Below are 22,980 nucleotides of genomic sequence, written 5' to 3'. Positions count from 1 at the left end.
CGGCTCGGTGGGCGGAGCCAGGGACGCCGCCTACCGCGCCGGCGGGATCACGCGGACGGGGCACTCCGCGCCGCGCAGGACGGCGCGCCCGGTCCCGCCCAGCGTGCCGAGCCCGACGCCGTGCGGGCGCCGGACGAGCACGAGCAGGTCGGCGGAGCGGGAGGCCGCCACCAACGCGGGCACGGGCCGGTCGTGCACAATCCGGACCGCCACGTCGACGTCGGGGTAGCTGAGACGCGACTCCCGCAGCAGCGCGTCGATGGCCTCCGCCGACCCTCGAGTCGCCTCCTCCGGGGCGACCCGGGAGACGATGATGTCGTCGTAGACCCCGGGCAGCCTCCAGGAGTGGAGGACCACCACGCGGGCACGACGCGTGACCGCCTCCGCGAACGCGTCGGCCAACAGCTCGAGGGCGCTGCCGGGCGACTTCATGGCGACCACCACGTCCCCGGGCACGGTCTGCGACGACCACGCCACCGGCACGCTCACCACGGGACAGCTGGCACGCGCGGCGGCGCCCGCGCCCGCCGTGCCCTCCAGGGGCCGCTCGAGCAGCGGCCCGTCACGGCCGACGTAGAGCACGGCGGCCTCCGCGGCCGCCTCGGCGAGCTGGGTCGCCACGGCGCCCCAGCGCAGCTGGGTCTCGACCTCGATGTCCGGCGCCAGCAGCCTCGCGTCGCCTGCCACCCGCTCCAGCAGGGCCGAGCCCCGCTCGGTCAGCCGGCGGCCGACGCTCCGGCCCACCTGGACCAGGCCCAGGCGATCGGGCACCACGTGCACGAGCCGGACCCACGCGTCGAGTCGACGAGCCTCCTCCATCCCAGCGCGTACCGCGGCGCCGGTGGCGGGTGAGTCGTCCACCCCGATCAGCACCGGCTGGAGGTGAGTGCTCATGTCGAGGTCCTGCTCCTCTCCGGAGGAGGGGCCGACGGACCGCATCAGAGGGAGGCGATGACGGCGATGTAGAGGGTGCAGAGGACCAGCAGGATCCCGAGGAGGGGAAGGACGAAGCGGACGTACTGGTCGTAGCGCACCTTGGCGAGCGCCAGACCACCCATCACCACCGCCGACGTCGGTGTGATCAGGTTGACCAGTCCGGACGCCGACTGGTAAGCGGTGACCACCGACGCTCGGCTCACGCCGGCGAAGTCGGCGAGCGGCGCGAGGATCGGCATCGCGAGCGCGGCGTGCCCCGACGAGGAGGGGACCAGGAAGGCCAGTGGCAGGTTGATCAGGAACATCACCGCGCCGAAGATCCCGGAGTCGGTGTTGCGCACGATCTCCTCCATCGAGTGCAGGATCGTCCCGGTGATCTCGGCGTTGTTCATGATCACCGTGACCCCACGCGCCAGGACGATGATCAGCCCGACGCCGATGAAGTCGCCGGCTCCCCGGACCAGGGTGTCGGTCAGACCCTTCTCCCCCAGCCCGCCGATCAGGCCGATCACCAGGGACATCGCCAGGAACAGCGCGGCCAGCTCGGGGAAGTACCAGTCGAGCTGCCAGCCGTAGCTCTCCGCGTTCGGCCCGTTGATCACCTGCGCCCACGGGACGATCGCGAAGATCATGAACGCGAACGTCAGGCCGACGGTCGTGAGGACCAGCTTCTGCCGGCCGGTCAGCTCGGCCGAGTCGCGCAGGCCCTGCCTGCGCAGCTCCTCGTCACCCTCCGCGTCCGGGGCCCGCGACGAGCTCGGGTCCGCCTTGACCCGGCGCGCGTAGCGCAGCACCCACCACACCGAGATGGGCACCAGCACCAGGTACATGATCAGGCGGGCTCCGATGCCGTCCCCGATCGAGATGCCGGCCGCGTCGGACGCGACGCCGGTCGCGAACGGGTTGACGGTCGACGCGAGGGTGCCGGTGCCCGCGCCCACCATGATGATCCCGGCGACCACCATCCGGTCGTAGCCCAGGGCCAGCACCAGTGGGATGACGAGGGCGTAGAAGCCGAGCGTCTCCTCCGCCATGCCCTCGGTGGTGCCGCCGATCGAGAAGAGCACCATCAGCACCGCGATCAGCACGGGGCCGCGTCCACTCATCCGCTGCGCGACCCTGGCCACTCCGTTGTCGATGGCACCGGTGCTCATCGACATCGTGATGAAGATGCCGATCGCGATCACGAAGAGGAACACCCCGGCGGCGCCGTACAGCTCTCCGGACTCGTAGGGGCCGATGAAGCCGTCGGAGCCTTGCACGCCGTACAGGCCGTTGACCGGCGCCAGGAACAGCTGCATCAGGCGCTCGCCGAAGGTGAGGGGATCCGAGGTGCGCTCATAGCTGCCGGTGATGGGGGCTCCGTCGTCACCGGTCTGGTAGGCGCCGGTGGGCACGATGAAGGCCAGCAGCCAGACCGCGATGGTCACGACGAACAGCACGGTGAACGCGCTCGGGAACCGGAACTGCTTGGGGGCCTCCGGCTCGGCTTCCTGCGCGGGGGGTGGGGGCGCCGCGTGCTTGGCCATGAGACTTCCTCTGCTCGTCGGACGAGGGCACCTCACACGAAACCTGGGCAGGCAACCGGCCTGACGTGCCGGAAGTCATCGGGGCCCTGGGACCTTCGGCCCTCCTGGGGCGGCGGGCCAGCACGCAGGTTGAAATCTCCAGACAACGAAGGAGATCGGACCATGACGTTGCACGTGGACTCTGAGGTCGGCCGGCTGCGGCAGGTGATCTTGCACCGTCCGGACCTGGAGCTGAAGCGCCTGACACCCTCCAACCACGACGAGTACCTGTTCGACGACGTCTTGTGGGTCAAGCAGGCCAAGCTCGAGCACGACGCCTTCGCCGAGGCGCTGCGCGACCAGGGTGTCCGGGTCCACCTGCTGCACCAGCTCCTCGCCGAGACGCTGGCCGTGCCCGAGGCGAAGAAGTTCATCCTGGAGCGCTCGCTGGACGAGCTCGTCTACGGGCCCATGGCGCTGCCCAGCCTGCACCGGGCGTTCGGCGACATGGACGACACCGAGCTCACGACGGTCCTGATCGGCGGCATGACCAAGCGTGAGCTGCTGGAGCGGGTCGAGGAGCCGACCTCGGTCGTCGTCCAGGCCCTGGGCCTCGACGACCTGCTGCTGCCTCCGCTGCCCAACCACCTCTTCACCCGCGACACCTCGGCCTGGGTGTTCGACGGCGTCTCGATCAACGCCATGCGCAAGCGGGCGCGGATGCGCGAGACGATCCACTACGAGGCGATCTACCGCTGGCACCCGCTCTTCGCCGACACCTCGTTCAACGTCTGGAGCGAGGGGACGGTCAACGGCTCGGCCACGACCGAGGGCGGCGACATCCTGGTCCTGGGACGCGGGGTGGTCCTGATCGGCATGAGCGAGCGCACCACGCCCCAGGGCGTCGAGCGCCTGTCCCGGCAGCTGTTCCGCAACGGCAGCGCGCAGAAGATCGTCGCGCTGTCGATGCCGCACGCGCGTGCCTTCATGCACCTCGACACCGTGATGACGATGGTCAGCGAGGACACCTTCACCAAGTACGTCGGCCTCGGCATGCTGCCGTCGTACACGATCGAGCCGGGCGACGACGAGTCCCAGCTGAAGGTGACCTCGCACCCCGCGGAGGACATGCATCGAGCCATCGCCGAGGCTCTGGGGCTGGACGCCATCAACGTCCTCACGGCCACCCAGGACGTCCACGCCGCCGAGCGCGAGCAGTGGGACGACGGCTGCAACGTGCTGGCCGTGCGTCCGGGTGTCGTCGTCGCCTACGAGCGCAACGTCACGACCAACACCTATCTGCGCAAGAAGGGCGTCGAGGTCATCACCATCAGGGGCAACGAGCTCGGACGCGGCCGCGGCGGCCCCCGGTGCATGTCGTGCCCCATCGAGCGAGAAGGGATCTAGACGCCATGGCGTTCAACCTCAGGAACCGCAGCCTGGTCCGGGAGCTGGACTTCACCCCCAGGGAGTGGAAGTTCCTCCTCGAGCTCGCAGCCGAGCTCAAGCTGGCCAAGTACTCCGGCTCGGAGCGGCCACGGCTCAACCGCAAGAACATCGCGCTGATCTTCGAGAAGACCTCGACCCGCACGCGCTGCTCGTTCGAGGTGGCGGCCTTCGACCAGGGCGCACGCGTGACCTACCTGGATCCGAGCGGCTCGCAGATCGGGCACAAGGAGTCGATGGAGGACACCGCGCGCGTGCTCGGGCGGATGTTCGACGGCATCGAGTACCGAGGGGCAGCCCAGAGCAACGTCGAGACGCTGGCGAAGTACGCGGGCGTGCCGGTGTGGAACGGGCTGACCGACGACTGGCACCCCACCCAGATGCTGTGCGACATGCTCACCATGCGCGAGCACTGCGGCAAGCACGACGAGGACATCGCCTTCGCCTACCTCGGCGACGCCCGCAACAACATGGGCAACTCGCTGCTGGTCACCGGCGCGATGATGGGCATGGACGTGCGCATCGTCGCACCCGAGCACCTGTGGAACGACGCGGAGATCATCGCCGAGGCCCGCCGGATCGCCGAGGACACCGGCGCCCGCATCACCCACACCGCAGACGTCGACGAAGGCGTCGCCGGCGTGGACTACCTCTACACCGACGTGTGGGTCTCGATGGGTGAGCCCAAGGAGCTGTGGCTCGAGCGCATCGACATGCTCAAGAGCTTCCAGGTCAACATGGCCGTGGTGAAGGCGACCGGCAACCCCCACGTGAAGTTCCTGCACTGCCTACCGGCCTTCCACGACCGCCACACCACGGTCGGGGAGGACCTGTACCAGCAGACCGGCATGGAGGCGCTCGAGGTGACCGACGAGGTCTTCGAGTCCAAGCACTCCATCGTCTTCGACCAGGCGGAGAACCGGATGCACACGATCAAGGCCGTCCTCGTCGCCACGCTGGGAGACTGACGTGCGGATCGTGGCCACGCTCGGCGGCAACGCCCTGCTGCAGCGCGGGCAGAAGCCGGACGCCGAGGTCCAGGAGGCCAACGTACGAGTGGCGGTGGCCTCCCTGGCTCCGCTCGCCGAGCAGCACGAGCTGGTGCTCACCCACGGCAACGGCCCCCAGGTGGGGGTCCTGGCCTTGCAGAGCGCGTCGGACCCCCGGCTCACCACGCCGTACCCGTTCGACGTGCTGGGCGCCCAGACCCAGGGGATGATCGGCTACTGGCTGCTCCAGGCGATGGAGAACGAGCTGCCCGGACGCCAGGTGGCGGCGATCATCAACCAGACCCTCGTGGCCGCGGCCGACCCCGCCTTCGCCGACCCGACCAAGTTCGTGGGCGAGATGTACACCGAGGCCGAGGCGATGCGCTTCGCCTCGGAGCGCGGCTGGGTCGTCAAGCCAGACGGGACCGGATGGCGACGGGTCGTGGGCTCGCCACGACCGCACCGGGTGGTCGAGACCAGGCTGATCCGGACCCTGCTGAACACCGGGGCGGTGGTGGTGTGCGCCGGCGGTGGCGGGGTGCCGGTGATCCGCGACGAGCGCGGCAAGCTGACGGGCGTGGAGGCGGTCATCGACAAGGACCTGACCAGCTCGGTGCTCGCCGAGGCGCTCGACGCGGACGTCCTGCTCGTCCTCACCGACGTCCCCAACGTCATGCGCGACTACGGCACCCCCACGCAGCAGGCGATCCGCGAGGCCACTCCCGGCGGCCTGCGGGCTCTGGGCTTCCCGGCCGGCTCGATGGGACCCAAGGTGGAGGCCGTCTGTCGCTTCGTGGAGCTCACCGGCGGCACCGGCGCCATCGGACGGCTCGAGGACGCCATCGCGATCCTGCGCGGGGAGGCGGGCACGCTCGTGACTCCCAGCGGGCATTACGACCCCGTCGACGCCTCCGCCTTCGTGGCGCCGCGTCCCCCTCAGGTCGGGGCGGGTTGACCGAGCTCCACTCGTGCGCCCGGCGAGGCTCGCCGGGCCACGAGCCCAAGACCGCGACACCCCGGGACTCGGTGCGGGCCACCCGATCGCCCGTCGCGCCGCCCGGGGTGTCGCCCTGCTTCCCGGCGCCCGCGGGGAGACCGAACTGCCCGGTGGCAACCGGGCAGAAGCGCCCTCCTCCTGCGTCGGGTCCGCGACGACGATGATCAGATGACCGCGATCCTCAGGTACTACCGGGGCCGGCCCCCGCGCTCGGTGTGCCGCCACTGCCACGAGGCGATCGTGTCCATCGACGAGGTCGGCTGGCTGGACCCCGACGGCCGGCACACCTACGACATCTGTCCGCTGGATCGCTTCGGCAACCACTTTCCGGACGTCTTGACCCCCGAGGAGTCCGAGCTCCGGTCCCTCTTGGAGCCGCGATCCTGAGGAATCCGGTTGCGCGGGCCGAAGACCTGCCGCAGAGTCGCTGGATGCGGATCCTGGTCCTCGGTGGCACGGTGTTCCTGTCCAAGGCGATCGCGGCGGCGGCCACGGCGCGGGGACACGAGGTGGTGTGCGCCGCTCGCGGTGAGTCGGGCTCGTTGCCGGCCGGCGCGCGCCTGGTCGTGTGGGACCGCCGCCAGGACGCTCCCGCCGAGCTGACCGGCGCGCCGTACGACGCCGTCGTGGACGTCGCCCGGCAGCCGTCCTGGGTGCGCCGCGCGGTCGCGGCACTCGCCGGCTCCCACTGGGTCTTCGTGTCCACCATCAACGTCTACGCCGACGAGTCCACGCCGGGCGGCCGGCCCGGCACGCTGCCCCTGCGCGAGCCACGGCACGAGGACGCGGACCTCGCCGCGGACATGGACGCCTACGGGCCGATGAAGGTGGCCTGCGAGCAGGCCGTGCGCGACGGCGTCGCATCGTCGATGGTCGTGCGGCCGGGGCTGATCGTCGGCCCCGACGACCCCACCGGCCGCTTCAGCTACTGGCCGGCGCGCCTGGCCCACGGCGGCGAGGTGCTCGCCCCCGGCGCACCGCACGACACCGTCCAGGTCATCGACGTGCGGGACCTGGCGAGCTGGCTGGTGGCCGCGATCGAGGCCGGCACGACCGGCGACTACGACGCCGTCGGCCCGGCGCAACCACTGGCCGACGCGCTCGCCGCCGTCGCCGCCGGGGTGGGCGCCGCGCCGCAGTGGACCTGGGTGGACCAGGGCTTCCTCGCCGAGCAGGGCGTCGAGCCGTGGGCCGGACCCGACGCCGTACCGCTCTGGCTGCCCCGCCCCGAGTACGACGGCATGCTCGCCCACGACGTCACGCCCTCCCTGGCCGCCGGCCTGCGACCGCGACCGCTCGCCGAGACGGCCGCCGACACGCTGGCCTGGCTGCGGTCGGCCCCGGACGCCCCGGTGACCGGCATCGACCGCGATCGCGAGGCCGAGGTGCTCGCGGCCTGGCGGACGCGCACCGGGTGACGCGGGCCGCCGCGCAGGTCGACGGGCTCGGTGATCTCGCGCTCGTGGGCCACCGGGCCACTCGTCCCCAGCGCTAGGAGGTGATGCTGGGGAGGACCTCACCGATGCAGGCGAAGGTGGCGGCGTTGAGCGCCTGCTTGATCTGCGCCTGGCCGGCCAGGTCCGGGTCCAGGAACTTCCACTCCTCGTCGAAGAACCCGGCCTCGACCAGCGCAGGCACGCCGACCGAGCCGACGACCTGCTCGGCCATGCAGCGGGCGGAGTCGCCCGCCACCGGCTCGAACCCGGTCGCCAGGGCGGCGATCGCCTGGTCCTCGTCCGACCCGCCGGGGGTGGCCGACCCGCTGGGCGTGGCCGCAGCAGTGGGCGTCGTCGACCCACTCGGGTCGCTCGGCCCAGCCGAGCCCGGGTCGTCGTCGCGCGTGACGGCGTAGGCAGTCACGATCCCGGCCACGAGCAGGACCGAGGCCGCGCCCGCGACCAGCAGCAGGCGTCGGCGAGGCCGCGGTGGCCGCGGTGCGGGCCCCGCGTCCTGGTCCGGGAGCCGGAGCGCGGCGAGCAGCTCGTCGCGGAGCGCGTCGGCGCTGGAGTAGCGGTCCTCTGGCCGCTTGGCCATGGCCCGGCGCAGGATCCGGTTGGTCTCGCGGGCCAGCAGGCTGGTCTCGGGCAGCTGCGGCACCGACTGCTCGAGGTGGGCGGTGACGATCTGGTAGTCCGACGTGCCGGCGTACGGCGCCTCGCCGCTCACGGCGGACCACAGCAGGCAGCCGAGCGAGTAGACGTCACTGGGCACGCCGGGCTCGGCGCCGAGGTGCAGCTCCGGCGCCATGTACGTCGGGGTGCCCAGCGTGCCGCCGGCGGTGGTCAGCTGCGACTGGCCGTCGACGCGGCGAGCGATGCCGAAGTCGGCCAGGTAGGCGCTCAGGCCCGACTCGCGCCGGCCCACGAGCACGTTGGCCGGCTTGATGTCGCGGTGGATCAGCCCGCGCGCGTGGGCCGTGGCCAGACCGCCCGCGATCTGGGCGATCAGGTCGAGCGCGACGCGCAGCGGCGGCGGGCCGCTGCTGTGGATCAGCTGCCCGAGATCGCCGCCGTCGATGAGCTGGGTGGCGATGTAGAGCCGGCCGCCGGACTCGCCGTGGGCGTAGACGTGGACGACGTGCGGCGAGTCCAGTGACGCCTGGGCCTGGGCCTCGCGCGTGAAGCGGGCCCGGAACGTCTCGTCCTCGGCCAGATGCGGGGCGATCACCTTCAGCGCGACCCGCCGCTCCAGCACCGGGTCCAGCGCGACGAACACCACGCCCATGCCGCCCAGGCCCAGTCGTCGCTCGACCCGGTAGGGACCGACCATCTCCCCCGGCTCGGGGTACCCCGCCATGCTCACGCCACCCTTCCTACCCGGCGCCGACCCGTCAGAAACTGTCACCCCCCGCCCGCTGACCCGTCAGAAAGCTTCTGACGGGTCGGCTAGAAGAGGAGGGCGGAGGCGGGGTCCTCGAGGATGCCGGCGACGTCGGCCAGGAAGCGCGAGCCCTTCTCGCCGTCGATGTGGCGGTGGTCGAAGGACAGCGCGAGGGTCGTGACCTGGCGGGGCACGATCTCGTCCACGCCGTCGGTGGTGACCACCCAGGGCTGCTTCCGGATCGCGCCGAAGCACAGGATCGCGGACTCGCCGGGGTTGATGATCGGGGTGCCGGCGTCGACGCCGAAGACGCCCACGTTGGTGATCGTGAACGTCCCGCCGCTCATCTCGGCCGGCTGGGTCCTGCCCTCGCGCGCGGTCGCCGTGAGCGCGGCGAGCGCGTCGGCGAGCTCGGCCAGGCTGAGGTCCTGGGCGTCCTTGACGTTGGGCACGACCAGCCCGCGCGGGGTGGCCGCGGCGATGCCGAGGTTGACGTAGTGCTTGAGCACGACCTCCTGCGCGGCCTCGTCCCAGAACGAGTTGATCTCCGGCGTACGCCGGACGGCCAGCAGCACCGCGCGGGCGAGCACCAGCAGCGGGGACACCTTGACCTCGCGCAGCTCGCGGCGCTGCTTGAGCCGCTCCACGAGCTCCATCGTCCTGGTGACGTCGACGGTGACCCACTCGGTGACGTGGGGTGCCGAGAACGCCGAGCCCACCATCGCGGAGGCCATCATCTTGCGCACGCCCTTGATCGGCTCCCTCGTCTCGCGCTCTCCCGAGCTCGGGCGCCGCGACGGCTGCCGCCCGTCCAGGGACGCCGCGTCCTCGGCCACCTGGGCCGCACCGGCGGCGGCCTCGACGTCGGCGCGGGTGACGGTGCCGTGGGGACCGGTGGCGGGGACGCCCGCGAGGTCGACGCCGAGGTCCTTGGCCAGCTTGCGGACCGGCGGCTTGGCCAGGACGTGGAGCGGCGGCGTCGGGACCCACTCCGAGACCGGCTCGGGCACGATCGCGACGGCCGAGACCGCGGGCACGGCCGGCTCGTCGGCCTCGACGACGTCCTGCGGCTGGGCGCCGCCGGGCGCGAAGGCGCCCTGCACCTGCATCTGCGTCGCGGCGGCGGCCTCGGACGACGGGGTGACCGAGCCCTTGCGGGGGCGCCGCATCGGACCGCGATCGGCCTTGTTGCGCCCGACCAGGCTCTCGCCCTCGACCCGGCCGCTCGCGGCGGGGTTGGACAGGTCGATCTCCATCTCCGCGGCCACCGGGGCGCCGACGGTGATGATCGGCGTGCCGACCTCCACGGTCTCGCCCTCCGCGACGTGCAGGACGCTGACCTCGCCGGCGTACGGCGAGGGCAGCTCGACCAGGGACTTGGCCGTCTCGATCTCGACGACGATGTCGTTGATCGCGATGACGTCGCCGACCTTGACCTTCCAGGACACGATCTCGGCCTCGGTGAGGCCCTCGCCCACGTCGGGCAGGAGGTAGTCGGGCATCAGAACTCCCAGCTGCGGTCGACGGCGTCCAGGACCCGGTCCAGGTCGGGGAGGAAGTCCTCCTCGATCCGCGACGGCGGATAGGGGGTGTCGAAGCCGCCGACGCGGAGCACCGGCGCCTCGAGGGAGTAGAAGCACTCCTCGGTGATGCGCGCGGACAGCTCGGCGCCCATGCCGAGGTTGACGTGCGCCTCGTGGGCGACGACGGCGCGGCCCGTGCGGCGTACGGAGTCGAAGACCGGGCCCATGTCCAGCGGCGAGAGCGTGCGCAGGTCGATGACCTCGATCGAGCGTCCCTCGGTGGCGGCCGCCTCGGCGGCCCTCATCGCGGTCTTGACCGTGGGTCCGTAGGCCAGCAGTGTCAGGTCGGTGCCGACGCGGACCACCCGCGAGGTGAACAGCGGCTCGGGGGTCGCTGACTCGTCGAGGTCCGCCTTGTCGGCGTGGTACTGCCGCTTGGGCTCCAGGAAGATCACCGGGTCGTCGCACGCGATCGCCTGCTGGATCATCCAGTAGCCGTCGACGGGGTTGGAGCAGGCGACCACCTTGAGCCCGGGCGTGTGCGCGAACTGCGCCTCCGGCGACTCGCTGTGGTGCTCGACGGCGCCGATGCCGCCGCCGAACGGGATCCGGATGACCATCGGCATCTTCACGCGGCCCTGGCTGCGGAAGTGGATCTTGGCGACCTGGCAGACGATCTGGTCGTAGGCGGGGTAGACGAACCCGTCGAACTGGATCTCCACCACCGGGCGGTAACCGCGCATGGCCAGGCCGACCGCCGTACCGACGATGCCGGACTCGGCCAGCGGCGAGTCGATGACCCGGTCCTCGCCGAAGTCCTTCTGCAGGCCGTCGGTGATGCGGAAGACGCCGCCGAGCTTGCCGACGTCCTCACCCATGAGCAGGACCTTCGAGTCGTCCTCCATCGCCTTGCGCAGACCCATGTTGAGGCCCTTGGCGAGGGTGATCTTCTGGGTGCTCACTGGTGCCCTCCTACGGCAGAGCCCTCGAAGGTCTCGAGGTAGGCCGCGTAGCCGTCGCGCTGGGCGGCCAGCTCCTCGGTCTGCTCGGCGTAGACGTGGTCGAACATGCTCAGCGGCTGCGGGTCCGGCATCGCCTTGCAGCCCTCGCGCAGCGTGTGGCCAAGCTCGTCGGCCTCGGCCTGGACGGTCGCGAGGAACTCGTCATCGACCAGCCCGTTGCGGCGCAGGTAGACCTCCACCCGGGCGATCGGGTCCTTGAGCTTCCAGCTCTCGACGTCGTCGGAGACGCGGTAGCGCGTCGGGTCGTCGGTGGTCGTGTGGGCGCCCATCCGGTAGGTGTAGGCCTCGACCAGAGTCGGGCCCTGGCCGTCGCGAGCGCGCTGGAGTGCGGCCTTGGTGACGGCGTACGTCGCCAGGACGTCGTTGCCGTCGACGCGGACGCCGGGGAAGCCGAAGCCGAGCGCGCGCTGGTAGAGCGGGATCCGGGTCTGGCGCTCGATGGGCTCCGAGATCGCCCACTGGTTGTTCTGGCAGAAGAAGACCACCGGGGCGTTGTAGGACGCCGCGAAGATGAAGGCCTCGTTGACGTCGCCCTGCGAGGAGGCGCCATCGCCGAAGTGGGCGACGACGGCCGTGTCGCGGTCGGGCTCGCCGGTGCCGACGTCGCCGTCGCGCTGGACCCCCATGGCGTAGCCGGTGGCGTGCAGGGTCTGGGCGCCGATGACGATCGTGTAGAGCGCGAAGTTGTTGGCCGCCGGGTCCCAGCCGCCCTGGTCGACCCCGCGGAAGAGGCCCAGCAGGCGCAGCGGGTCGACGCCGCGGCACCAGGCGACCCCGTGCTCGCGGTAGGTCGGGAAGACGTAGTCCTGCGGGCGCAGCGCGCGGCCGGCGCCGATCTGCGCGGCCTCCTGGCCGAGCAGCTGGGCCCAGATGCCGAGCTCGCCGTGGCGCTGCAGCGCCGTGGCCTCGGTGTCGATGCGCCGGGTCAGGACCATGTCGCGGTAGAAGCCGCGCAGCTCCTCGGCGGAGAAGTCCTGGTCGAACTCGGGGTGGTGGACGCGCTCACCCTCGGGGGTCAGCAGCTGGATCAGCTCGGGGCCGCCGTCCTGCTGGGAGGGTCCGAAGACCTCCACGAGGTCGGGGCCGAAGCCTGAGGACTCGCTGGGCGAGTCGCCGGGAGTCTCACCGGGGATCTCACCGGGGGTCTGCTGGGTCACGGGCACTCCTTCGGATGTCACCGGCCGGGACGGGGTCTCCGCGAGGCCGAGGGCTGTCGTCCGGACGCGGGGCGCGGGGGTGGTGCGCCTGTGACCCGGAACACAATCGTGCCTGGCCAACCTACCGTCGGCATCGTCGGCGTCGCCAACTCGGGCAGCCCCTGACTAGCCTGGGCGACATGCCCCCCTCCGTCGTCACCGCCCGCACGACCGTCGACGCGCCGCCCTCGGTGGTGTTCGCGATCCTGGCCGACCCCCGCCAGCACCCCCGCATCGACGGCTCGGGCACCGTCCGGGACACCGTCTCCGGGCCCGAGCGACTCGCGCTGGGCGCGGAGTTCGGCATGGACATGAGGATGGGCGCGCCGTACAAGATCAAGAACCGGGTCGTCGAGTTCGAGGAGGACCGGCGGATCGCCTGGCGCCACCAGGGCCGGCACCGCTGGCGCTACGAGCTGGAGCCCACCGACGACGGCGGCACCCAGGTCACCGAGACCTGGGACCTCACCCGCTACCCCCTGCCGCTGCGCCTGGGTCTGTCTGCGGTCTTCGCCTCGCGCACCCGCAAGGCGATCGACGAGACCCTGGTCAAGCTGAAGCAGGCCGCCGAGCAGGACGTCTCGTCGGGCGCGGGCTGAGGGCTGGGCTCCGGCTGGCCGGCTGGGGGGGAGATTCACCGGGTGCCCGGTGAAACTCACGCCTCCCGCATGAAGTTTCGTGGGGGAGGCACGAGATTCACCGGGTGCCCGGTGAAACTTGGGACTGGTGAGGCGACCGCCCCGCTCAGTGCACCTCGCCGAGGTCCTCGTGACCCTGGTGGGAGAGCGGCTCGACCTGGAAGGTCGCGTGCCGTACGTCGAAGTGCTCGCCCATGCAGGCGCACAGCTGGTCCAGGATCGGGCCCACTCCCCGGTCCTCCAGCGCCTCGTCGGTCACCGTCACGTGGGCCGACAGGCTGGGCATCCCACTGGTGATCGTCCACGCGTGCAGGTCGTGGACGTCGACCACCCCGGGCACCTCGCCGAGGTGGCGGCGTACGTCGTCGAGGTCGAGGCCGGCGGGCGCGATCTCCAGGAGGATCACCGCCGAGTCGCGCAGAAGGACCAGCGAGCGGGGCAGGATCAGCACCGCGATCAGCAGTGAGGCGACCGCGTCGGCACGGTCCCAGCCGGTGGTCCAGACGACCACGCCGGCCGCGATCGCGAGCACGGAGCCCAGCAGGTCGGCCAGCACCTCGTTGGCCGCGCCGCGCAGGTTGAGCGAGCCGGTGTCCGAGCGGTTGAGCACGATCAACGACACGGCGTTGGCCAGCAGGCCGAAGGCGGCGAAGGCGACCATCGGCCCGGCGTCGACCTCGGTCGGAGCGCCGAGGCGGGTGATCCCGGCGTAGCCGACGTAGCCACAGACCCCCAGCAGGACCAGGGCGTTGAGCATCGCAGCGAGGATCTCGGCACGGTGGTAGCCGAAGGTCGAGCGCGGCCCCGCCGGCCGCGACGCGACGTACGACGCCCCGAGGGCGAGCACCACCGCCCCGGCGTCGGTGGCCATGTGGCCGGCGTCGGCCAGCAGCGCCAGGGAGCCGGTGAGGTAGGCGCCGACCAGCTCGACCACCAGGACGCTGCCGGTGACCGCGAGCACCCAGCGCAGCCGGGAGCGGTCGGCGGCGCGGCCGGCTGCGTGCCCGTGACTGTGCCCGTGTCCCATCGTCGCTCCGTAGCAGTTGGTGCTCTCATTCTCCTCTCCCGGTGAGTCAGCTCCCGCGCGGTCTCGGGCACGCTGACTCGACGCGGAGGACCGAGGCGGCTCGGGCCCAGCTACGGAGCCAGCCTGCTCATCCTGCGCGAGCGTCCGCCGGGATAGTCCCTGTCAGCCGCGACCGTGCGGTGTCAGCCAGACGGCGGGGTCGGGTCCGGCGGGGACGATCCCGGAGGGGTTGATGTCGGTGTGGACGACGTAGTAGTGCGCCTTGATCTGCTCGAAGTCGGTGTTGTCGCCGAAGCCGGGGGTCTGGAACAGGTCGCGGGCGTAGCCCCACAGGTGGGGCAGCTCGGTGAGCTTCTGGCGGTTGCACTTGAAGTGGCCGTGGTAGACCGCGTCGAAGCGCGCCAGCGTCGTGAACAGCCGGACGTCGGCCTCGGTGATCGCGTCGCCCATCAGGTAGCGGCGGTCGGCCAGGCGCTCCTCGAGCCAGTCCATGGCGACCCAGAGCCGCTCGTACGCCGCGTCGTAGGACGCCTGCGAGCCGGCGAAGCCGCAACGGTAGACGCCGTTGTTGACCTCGGTGAAGATCCGCTGCATGACCTCCTCCATCTCCTCACGGAGGTCCTCGGGCCACAGGTCCGGCGCGCCCTCACGGTGGTACTCGCGCCACTCGAAGAAGAAGTCGTGGGTGATCCACGGGAAGTCGTTGGTCACCAGCTCCCCGGTCGGGACGTCGACGATCGCCGGCACGGTGATGCCGCGCTCGTAGCCGGGGAACCGCTTGAAGTACGCCTCCTGGAGCCGCTCGATGCCGAGCACCGGGTCGCGACCGCCGGGGTCGAGGTCGAAGGTCCAGCTGCGCTGGTCGTGGGTGGGGCCGGGAGTGCCCAGCGAGATGACGTCCTCGAGGCCGAGCAGCTGGCGCACGATGATCGCCCGGTTGGCCCAGGGGCAGGCCTTGGCGGCCACCAAGCGGTAGCGCCCCGGCTCGACCGGCCAGAGCTGCCCGTCGACGGGGCCGTGCTCGGGCCGTCGGGCGTCCTGGGTGATCCGGTCCGGGACGTAGTTCATGTCCCGGCTGAACTCCTGGCCCTTCTTGACGTACTTCTCCTCGCTCATACCCCCAGGCTAGGTGAACACTCAACCACCGCGGTCGGGAGCGTCACGCCAAGGCAGCCGGCCGCAAGGAGGCCACGAACTCGAGCTTGTCGAGCACCGGGGCCGGGATCACGAAGGGGTAGAGGTCGTCCTTGCCCATGCTGCGGTTGATCTGGTTGAGCGCGGTGGACAGGGGGATCCACACGCCGGTGACGACGTCGCGGAACGTCGAGAACGCGTCGATGCCGCTCACCGTCACGAGGCCGAACTCGCGCGCGGTCTCGATGGTGTCGGCGATGTGCAGGAAGTGGGCCCAGGTCTCGGCGAAGTCCTCGAAGGGGTGCATGGTGGCGTACGTCGAGATGTGGGACTCCTCCCAGCCGGCCGGCGGCCCCTCGGCGTAGTGCCGGTCGATCTCGGCCTGGTAGTCCTTGGACTCGTCGCCGAACAGCTCGGTGCAGCGGCGCATCAGCTCCTCGCCGCGCACGAGCTGCCACTCGTAGTAGTGGCCGACCTCGTGCCGGAAGTGGCCGAGCATGGTGCGGTACGGCTCGGCGAGCTGGGCCCGCACCTGCTCGCGGTGGGACGCGTCGCTCTCGGCCAGGTCGATGGTGATGAGCCCGTCCTCGTGGCCGATCACGACGTTCTCGTCCACGCTCGAAAGCAGGTCGAAGGCCAGCCCGTCGTCGGGGTCGACGTCCTTGCCCACGACCGGGAAGCCCAGGGTGTCGAGCTCGACGACCAGGTGCCGCTTGGCCTGCTCGGCCAACGGGTAGTTCTCCAGGCCGACCGGGTCGTCGTCCGCCGGCCGGGTACGGGTGAGGTCGCAGGCGAAGCACTGCGCGCCCTCCAGCGGAGCCAGCCAGGTGCAGCCGGAGAGGTTGAGGTTGACGCAGACGTGCCACACCAGGCCGGACGCGTCGACGTAGCGGCCGCGCTCGTCGACGGGCACGATCGCGCGCTCCGCCCGCGAGTACGCCAGCGCCGTGCCGCAGGAGACGCAGAGGGAGTTCTCGAAGTAGAGCTGGTTGGCGCAGACGCGACACCGGAAGGCCTTCATGGCGGTGAGCCTCTCACTCGTCGAGCCGGGCGACGTCCACCGATACCCGAAGCGTCGACTTCCTCGCCTCGGTGAAGATGACGCCCTTCACCGGCGGCACGTCGGCGTAGTCGCGGCCCCACGCGACCGTGACGTAGCGGTCGCCGACCCACTGGTCGTTGGTCGGGTCGAAGGCGAGCCAGTGCTCGCCGCCGAGCCAGACCGCGACCCAGGCGTGGGAGGCGTCGGCGCCGACGACGCGCTCCCGGCCCGGTGCCGGCTCCGTGGCGAGGTAGCCGCTCACGTAGCGCCCGGCGAGGCCGTGGGCGCGCAGGCAGGCGAGCGTCAGGTGGGCGTAGTCCTGGCAGACCCCCGCGCGCCGGTCGAGGATGTCCTGGACCGTGGAGGTGACCGTGGTCGCGGTGGCGTCGTACTCGAAGTCGTCGTGGATGCGGTGCATCAGGTCCGTGACGGCGTCGCCTGCCGGACGGCCCGGGGTGAACGACGCCGCGGCGTACTCCCGGGCGGCCGGCACCTGCTCGACCTGCGAGGACGCGAGGGCGAAGTCCGTGGCCGGCCAGGCGCCGGCGCGGTCCGGGCGCAGGAGCGGCCGCAGCCGCTCCCACGGCTCGGCCAGGGCCTGGGCCGGCACCTCGGCGGGCGCGACGTCGACCTCGCTGGTCGCCTCCACGACGAGCTCGCGGTGGGGCCGGACGACCTGGAAGTACGTCGCCAGGTTGCCGTAGTAGTCGAGGTCCTGCGTGAGGTCGGACGCCTGCGGCGTCACGGTGACGTCGTAGGTCGCGACCCGCTGCCAGGGCAGCGGGCGCGGCACCAGGTGGGCCACGCCGAGGCTGTCGGTGACCTGGTCGTCGTAGGTGTAGGTGGTGCTGTGCCGCACGCGGTACCTCATGCGCGCTCGCCCTCCAGCGACTCGACCAGGTCCAGCGACCCGAGCGGCCTCGGGGCGGGCCCGCTGGCGTGGTGGAGCTCGGCGACCGCCTCGGCGAGGCGCGTGAGCTGCGTGGCGAAGGACGCCAGGAAGGCCTGCAGGTTGGGCCGGGACACGCCGCCGATGGCGACCAGCGTGGCGATGTCGACCTCCTCCAGCATGGCCAGCAGATCGGCCACCAGCCGCTCCGGGCGGGTGGAGCCGGTGGAGGCCGGCAGCGCCGCCAGGTGGGTGGCGACCTCGGACATGCCGAAGAGCAGCGAGCGCGGGTTGTCCCGGTCGGTGAGCAGCAGCTCCAGCACCCCGCCCGGCCGGACGTAGCCGCGGTAGCGGCGCCGGTGGGTGACCGAGCTCTCGGCCGCGACCAGCACGGTGTTGAGGACGTCGCGGTCGACGTCGATGCCGCGGCGCACGGTGGCGGTCTCCTCGAGGAGGTGGCACACCTGCACGGCGCGCTCGAGGTGCTGCCCGACGCCGATCATGTGCCAGCCCGCGTCGCGGATCATGCTCGCGGTCACGCCCTGCAGCGAGAGGACACCGGTGAGCATGCGGCCCGCGGACTCGCCGATCTGGTGGCTGTGCCGTGACCCGCGCAGGATGACCGTCGCGCGATCGGTGGCGCCGAAGGCCCGCCAGGTGTCGAGCGAGAGCTGGTCGCGTACGCCGGCCGCGGCCTCGCGCAGCCCCGCCAGGGCGTGCGCGGCCGAGCCGGGTCGCGCCTCGTCGAGCAGCAGCGAGCGGAACTCCTCGTCCAGGTCCTCGTGCACGGCGCCGCCCAGGCGCCGGACGACCTGCATCATCACCGCGAGGCTGGCCCCGCCGGTCGAGTGCGGCCGCGAGCCGAAGTCCTCGGCGAGGGCGTGCCCGGCCAGCACCAGCCGCAGCATGTCCTCGGCGCGCTCGGCGTAGCGACCGAACCAGAACAGGTCCTCCAGGATGCGCGGCACCGTGCCGGTCGAGGCCCGGCCGGCGGTCATCGGCAGGACCTCGGCGAGACCCTGGTCCGGGTCGGCGGGGTCGCCCTTGAGGACCCAGACGTCCTTGCTGGACGCGGGCCGGTCGTCCTCGTAGACGTTGGCCAGGCCGCCGACCAGGGGGCGGTACGCCGAGCCGTAGCGCAGGGTGAAGGTGCGCAGGGTCACCGAGCGCGGCTCCACCTCGCCGGAGTGGGCGCCGCCGGCCCGCCAGGTCGGCGCCTGCGACAGCGGCAGCCGCTCCTGCCCGACGTAGCGGTGCGGCTCGTCCAGCAGCCGCTCCCGTACGGCGGCCGGGTCCAGGCCGGCCAACCCCGTCGTGGGCCCGTCGATGCTGCGCACGAGCAGCCGGCCGCCGGGGCCCGGGTCGAGGAGCCGGTCGAGCACGTGGTCGAGGGAGGCGGGGTCGCCGCACCACCAGGTGGGCACCGACGGCAGCCGCAGCGGCTCACCGAGCAGGGCCTCGCAGACGGCCGGCATGTAGGGCAGCAGCCCGGGGTTCTCCAGCACTCCCGCGCCGAGCCCGTTGACCACCCGCACCCGGCCCCGCCGTACGGCCTCGGTCAGGCCGGCCACGCCGAGCTGGGAGTCGCCGCGCAGCTCGAGCGGGTCGCTCCAGGCCGCGTCGACGCGGCGCAGGATCACGTCGACGCGCTCGAGCCTGCCGAACACGCGCATCTGGACCCAGCCGTCGCGCACGACCAGGTCGCTGCCCTGCACCAGCGGGAAGCCGAGCGTCGAGGCGATGAAGGCCTGGTCGTAGGCCGTCTCGGAGTGGGTGCCCGGCGAGAGGACCACGACGCGCGGGTCGGCCGGCTCGTTCTGGGCGGACTGGATGAGCGCCGAGCGCAGCGCCCAGAAGTACGGCTCGATGCGGTGCAGCCCCGCCTCGCGGTACAGCTCGGGCATGACCCGGCTGATGACGCGTCGGTTCTCCATCGCGTAGCCGATCCCGGACGGCGCCTGCGCGCGGTCGGCCAGGACCCGCCACTCGCCGGCCGCGTCGCGCCCCAGGTCGGTGGCGGCCAGCACCAGGGGGCGGGGGTCGAGCGCCGACGGTCGCGCCACCACCCGGGTGAAGCCGGCGTGGCCGAGCACGACGGCCGGCGGCAGCACCCCCTCGGAGAGCAGCCGCTGCGCGCCGTACAGGTCGACCAGGATGGCGTTGAGCAGCTCGGCGCGCTGGGCGAGGCCGACCTCGAGTGGCGCCCAGGACGCGGCGTCGAGCACGAGCGGCACCGGGTCCAGCCGCCACGCCTCCGCCGCCCGGCCGGGCCGGGAGTAGGTGACCCCGTCGTCAGCGAGGAAGCGGACGATGTCCTCCTCGACCCGCCGCAGGTCGCGGTCCTCCAGGCCGACGGCGATCTCGGCCAGGCCCTTCCACGCCGTCCGCAGGGTGCCGTCGGGCGACACGACCTCGTCGTAGCGGGCGTGGGAGTCGCCGAGCGCGGGCTGGGTGAGCCGGTCGGCGTAGTCGCGGAGCAGGGTCATGGTCGGGTCATGGCCGGGGGACGCGGCGCAGGTCGAGGGTGTGCGGGTACTCCGCGCTCGCGGCGCGGCGGCCGGCCTCGCGCAGGGCACCGACGTCGATCCGGCCGGCGGTGTGGCCGCGCGGCTCGAAGCGGCTGGCCCGGCGCGCCTCGGCCTCCTGGGCGTTGACCGGCGGGGAGTCGTAGGAGCGGCCGCCCGGGTGCACGACGTGGTACGTCGCGCCGCCCAGGCTGGCGGCCGCCGAGATGTCGACGACGTCGAAGTGCAGCGGCGCCTGCACCGGGATCGAGGGGTGCAGCGCCGACCACGGCTGCCAGGCGCGGAACCGGACGCCGGCGTAGTGGTCGCCGCCCGCGGTCTCGGTCAGGGGCACGGGCACACCCTGGCACGTCACGAGGTGGCGTCGCGGGTCGATCCCGCGCACCGACACCTGCACCCGCTCGACGGAGGAGTCGACGTACCGTGCGGTGCCGCCGACGGTGGCCTCCTCGCCGAGGACGTGCCACGGCTCGATCGCGTTGCGCAGCTCGAGGGTGACGTCTCCGATGCGGGTGACGCCGATGCGCGGGAAGCGGAACTCGGTGAACGGGTCCAGCCACGACTCCTCGAAGTCGATGCCGAAGTCGCGCAGGTCCTGGGCGACCTCGGCGATGTCGGCGGCCGCGCCGTGCGGCAACAGGTTGTCCTCATGCAGGCGGGTGCCCCACCGCACGAGGGGCGCGGTGAGCGGTCGCTCCCAGAACATCGCGACGAGCGCGCGCACCAGCAGCGACTGCAGCAGCGCCATCTGCTCGTGCGGCGGCATCTCGAAGCCGCGCAGCTCCAGCAGGCCGAGGCGCCCGCGCGAGGAGTCGGGGCTGTAGAGCTTGTCGATGCAGAACTCGGCGCGGTGGGTGTTGCCGGTCAGGTCGGTCAGCAGGTGCCGCAGCGCGCGGTCGACCAGCCAGGGGCGCGGGGTGCCGTCGCCATCGGCCTGCTGGGCGACGAGGTGGGCGATCTCGGCGAAGGCGATCTCCATCTCGTAGGGCGCCTCGGGTCGGCCCTCGTCGAAGCGCGGCGCCTGGCTGGTGGGGCCGATGAACCGGCCGGAGAACAGGTAGGACAGCGAGGGGTGTCGCTGCCAGTACGTCAGCAGGCTCACCAGCAGGTCCGGGCGGCGCAGTAGCGGGGAGTCGACCGGCTGGGCGCCGCCGAGGGTCAGGTGGTTGCCGCCGCCGGTGCCGGTGTGCAGGCCGTCGAGGTCGAACTTCTCGGTGGTCAGCCGCGCCTGGCGCGCCTCGGCGTACAGGGTCGTGAGCAGGTCGCGCTGCTCAGCCCAGCTCGCGGTCGGCTGCACGTTGACCTCGATGACGCCGGGGTCCGGGGTCACGACGAGCTGCGTGAGGCGGCTGTCGGGCGGAGGGCCGTAGCCCTCCAGGACGATCGGGCAGCCCACCTTGCGGGTGGCGACCTCGACCAGCCGCAGCAGGTCGGCGTAGTCCTCCAGCCGCTCGGTCGGGGGCAGGAAGACGTGGACCACCCCGTCGCGCTCCTCGAAGGCGAGCGCGGTGGTCGGCACCCCCTCGGCGTCGACGACGGTGACGACCGGGACCTGGGGGTCGAGCGGCGGCCCGGCCTGCAGGTACGACGGCTCGCCGGCGTACTCGGGGTCCGTCCAGGCGATCGCGTCGAGCGGCAGTCGCAGGCCGACCGCACTGGTGCCGGGGGTGAGGACCAGGCGTCCGCGGCGGAACCGCCAGGCGGGGCTGGTCCAGTCCTCGCCGGTCACGAGCGGCAGCACCCAGCCGGTCGGCTCGGTGACGTCCGCGTCGAGGCGCGCCACCAGCTCCGTGGTCGGGTCGTGGCCCTCCGGCGCGTCGCCGTAGGGCTGTGCGAGATGGTCGGCGAGCGCCGCGAACGGGTCCTCGTAGGCGGGGAGCAGGTGCTCGGCGGGGAGGCCCAGCACCTGCGTGACCCGGCGGGCGAGGGCCTCGGTGTGGGTGCGGGCGTCGGGATCGCCGCCGGTGGCCCACGGGTCGGCGAAGAGGTCGGGGTCGCGCCAGAGCGCGACGCCGTCGGTGCGCCACTGCAGCGCGATGTTCCAGCGCGGGAGCGGCTCGCCGGGGTACCACTTGCCCTGGCCGCGGTGGACCACCCCGCCTTGGGCGTAGGTGCGGCGCAGGCGCTCGGCCAGGGTGGTGGCGAGCGCACGCTTCTCCGGCCCGTCGGCGTCCTCGCTCCACTGCGGGGAGGTGGCGTCGTCGAGGCTCACGAACGTCGGTTCGCCGCCCATGGTCAGTCGGACGTCACCCTCGCGCAGCCGTACGTCGACGGCCTCGCCGAGTGCGTCGATGCGGGCCCACTGCTCGTCGGTGTAGGGCCTGGTGACGCGCGGGTCCTCGTGGATGCGGCGGACCTCGTTGTGGAAGGCGAAGCGCACCTCGACCGGGTCGGTCGCGCCCTCGATCGGCGCCGCGCTGCTCGGGTGGGGGGTCGCGCTCAGCGGGATGTGACCCTCGCCCGCGAACAGGCTGGAGGTCGGGTCCATGCCGACCCAGCCGGCGCCGGGCAGGTAGACCTCGGCCCAGGCGTGCAGGTCGGTGAAGTCCTGGGTGGGCCCGCTGGGCCCGTCCAGTGCCTCCTGGTCGGCGGTGAGCTGCACGAGGTAGCCGGAGACGAAGCGGGCCGCGAGACCGTGCTGGCGCAGCAGGCCGACCAGCAGCCAGGCGCTGTCACGACAGGAGCCGACGCGGCGCGCCAGCGTCTCGTCGGGGGTCTGGACCCCGGCCTCCATGCGCACCGAGTAGGCGACCTCTCGGTGCACCGCGGCGTTGAGGTCGGCGAGGAAGGTGACGGTGGGGGTCGCCTCGGGCTGGGGCAGGGACCGACGGAACGCGTCGGCGGCCTCGGCGCCCTCGACCGTGCGCAGGTACGGCGCCAGGTCCGCGGCCAGGCCCGGCTCGTAGGCGAACGGGACCTGCTCGGCGTACTCCTCGATGAAGAAGTCGAAGGGGTTGATCACCATCAGGTCGGCCACCAGCCCGACGGTGATGTCGAGCGTCGTGACCTTCTCGGGGAAGACCAGGCGGGCCAGCCAGTTGCCGAAGGGGTCCTGCTGCCAGTTCAGGAAGTGCTCGGCCGGCTCGACGCTGAGCGAGTAGGCCTCGATCGGCGTCCGGCAGTGCGGCGCGGGCCGCAGCCGCACCACGTGCGGCGCGACGGCGACCGGCTCCGCGAACTCGTACGTCGTGCGGTGCTCGAGCGCAACCTTGATGGACATGGCCCACACCCTGCCCTCCCCGTGTTGCCGCGCGGTAACTCGGGCGGCCGGCGCCGTCGCGCGTCGGC

The 22,980-nt window shown here is 72.3% G+C and carries 18 protein-coding genes; 6 read left to right on the top strand and 12 right to left on the bottom strand.

Annotation, left to right across the window (positions count from 1 at the left end; translation table 11 throughout):
- Positions 1-30: 30 nt before the first annotated feature.
- The gene (locus tag LRP67_RS04275; protein WP_231268940.1) at positions 31-894 is read right to left on the bottom strand and encodes a universal stress protein; all 864 of its coding nucleotides are present in this window, start codon (positions 892-894) and stop codon (positions 31-33) included.
- A 44-nt stretch (positions 895-938) separates the two neighbouring features.
- Entirely contained in the window at positions 939-2,465 is a 1,527-nt protein-coding gene (locus tag LRP67_RS04270; protein WP_231268939.1) for a YfcC family protein, read from the bottom strand.
- A 162-nt stretch (positions 2,466-2,627) separates the two neighbouring features.
- On the opposite strand from LRP67_RS04270, the gene LRP67_RS04265 reads away from it, so the two are divergent.
- The 5 genes from LRP67_RS04265 (at position 2,628) to LRP67_RS04245 (ending at position 7,294) form a co-directional block, all read left to right on the top strand.
- Complete coding sequence (locus LRP67_RS04265) at positions 2,628-3,851, top strand: arginine deiminase (protein WP_231268938.1); 1,224 nt, start codon at positions 2,628-2,630, stop codon at positions 3,849-3,851.
- Between the two features lie 5 nt (positions 3,852-3,856).
- A complete protein-coding gene (gene argF / locus LRP67_RS04260; protein WP_231268937.1) occupies positions 3,857-4,858 on the top strand; it encodes an ornithine carbamoyltransferase in 1,002 nt (333 codons plus the stop codon).
- Between the two features lies 1 nt (position 4,859).
- Positions 4,860-5,834 (top strand): carbamate kinase, encoded by a 975-nt coding sequence (gene arcC, locus LRP67_RS04255; protein WP_231268936.1) that lies wholly within the window; start codon positions 4,860-4,862, stop codon positions 5,832-5,834.
- Between the two features lie 210 nt (positions 5,835-6,044).
- Entirely contained in the window at positions 6,045-6,263 is a 219-nt protein-coding gene (locus tag LRP67_RS04250) for a hypothetical protein (RefSeq protein WP_231268935.1), read from the top strand.
- A gap of 44 nt (positions 6,264-6,307) precedes the next feature.
- Positions 6,308-7,294, top strand: a complete 987-nt coding sequence (locus tag LRP67_RS04245; RefSeq protein WP_231268934.1) for an NAD-dependent epimerase/dehydratase family protein — start codon at positions 6,308-6,310, stop codon at positions 7,292-7,294.
- A gap of 73 nt (positions 7,295-7,367) precedes the next feature.
- Here the strand turns inward: LRP67_RS04245 and LRP67_RS04240 are convergent, their stop codons facing one another.
- From LRP67_RS04240 to pdhA, 4 genes are all read right to left on the bottom strand, one after another.
- Positions 7,368-8,672, bottom strand: coding sequence for a serine/threonine-protein kinase (locus LRP67_RS04240; protein ID WP_231269004.1), 1,305 nt, complete (start codon positions 8,670-8,672; stop codon positions 7,368-7,370).
- A gap of 89 nt (positions 8,673-8,761) precedes the next feature.
- Complete coding sequence (locus tag LRP67_RS04235; protein ID WP_231268933.1) at positions 8,762-10,198, bottom strand: dihydrolipoamide acetyltransferase family protein; 1,437 nt, start codon at positions 10,196-10,198, stop codon at positions 8,762-8,764.
- The gene (locus LRP67_RS04230; protein ID WP_308189690.1) at positions 10,198-11,181 is read right to left on the bottom strand and encodes an alpha-ketoacid dehydrogenase subunit beta; all 984 of its coding nucleotides are present in this window, start codon (positions 11,179-11,181) and stop codon (positions 10,198-10,200) included. The genes LRP67_RS04235 and LRP67_RS04230 overlap by 1 nt, the downstream gene beginning before the upstream one ends.
- Complete coding sequence (pdhA, locus tag LRP67_RS04225) at positions 11,178-12,398, bottom strand: pyruvate dehydrogenase (acetyl-transferring) E1 component subunit alpha (RefSeq protein WP_374107389.1); 1,221 nt, start codon at positions 12,396-12,398, stop codon at positions 11,178-11,180. The genes LRP67_RS04230 and pdhA overlap by 4 nt, the downstream gene beginning before the upstream one ends.
- A 179-nt stretch (positions 12,399-12,577) precedes the next feature.
- On the opposite strand from pdhA, the gene LRP67_RS04220 reads away from it, so the two are divergent.
- Entirely contained in the window at positions 12,578-13,036 is a 459-nt protein-coding gene (locus LRP67_RS04220; protein ID WP_231268932.1) for an SRPBCC family protein, read from the top strand.
- Positions 13,037-13,181: 145 nt separating this feature from the next.
- Here the strand turns inward: LRP67_RS04220 and LRP67_RS04215 are convergent, their stop codons facing one another.
- The 6 genes from LRP67_RS04215 to LRP67_RS04190 all read right to left on the bottom strand — a co-directional run bounded on the left by LRP67_RS04215 (position 13,182) and on the right by LRP67_RS04190 (position 22,912).
- Positions 13,182-14,102 carry a cation diffusion facilitator family transporter gene (locus LRP67_RS04215; RefSeq protein ID WP_231268931.1) on the bottom strand — a complete coding sequence of 307 codons (921 nt, stop codon included), beginning with the start codon at positions 14,100-14,102 and terminating at the stop codon, positions 13,182-13,184.
- 162 nt (positions 14,103-14,264) lie between these two features.
- The gene (locus LRP67_RS04210) at positions 14,265-15,218 is read right to left on the bottom strand and encodes a glutathione S-transferase family protein (protein ID WP_231268930.1); all 954 of its coding nucleotides are present in this window, start codon (positions 15,216-15,218) and stop codon (positions 14,265-14,267) included.
- A gap of 43 nt (positions 15,219-15,261) precedes the next feature.
- Positions 15,262-16,257, bottom strand: coding sequence for a putative zinc-binding metallopeptidase (locus LRP67_RS04205; protein ID WP_231268929.1), 996 nt, complete (start codon positions 16,255-16,257; stop codon positions 15,262-15,264).
- A gap of 13 nt (positions 16,258-16,270) precedes the next feature.
- Positions 16,271-17,149, bottom strand: coding sequence for a transglutaminase family protein (locus tag LRP67_RS04200; protein ID WP_231268928.1), 879 nt, complete (start codon positions 17,147-17,149; stop codon positions 16,271-16,273).
- Positions 17,146-19,653 (bottom strand): circularly permuted type 2 ATP-grasp protein, encoded by a 2,508-nt coding sequence (locus LRP67_RS04195; protein ID WP_231268927.1) that lies wholly within the window; start codon positions 19,651-19,653, stop codon positions 17,146-17,148. Before LRP67_RS04195 ends, LRP67_RS04200 begins: the two co-directional genes overlap by 4 nt.
- Positions 19,654-19,660: 7 nt before the next feature.
- Positions 19,661-22,912, bottom strand: coding sequence for a DUF2126 domain-containing protein (locus LRP67_RS04190; protein WP_231268926.1), 3,252 nt, complete (start codon positions 22,910-22,912; stop codon positions 19,661-19,663).
- Positions 22,913-22,980: the final 68 nt, after the last annotated feature.

It is taken from the genome of Nocardioides sp. cx-169 (assembly GCF_021083605.1).
Taxonomy (GTDB): Bacteria; Actinomycetota; Actinomycetes; order Propionibacteriales; family Nocardioidaceae; genus Nocardioides.
Note: the sequence above shows the minus strand (reverse complement) of the source record. Positions and strands in the feature narration are given on the sequence as shown.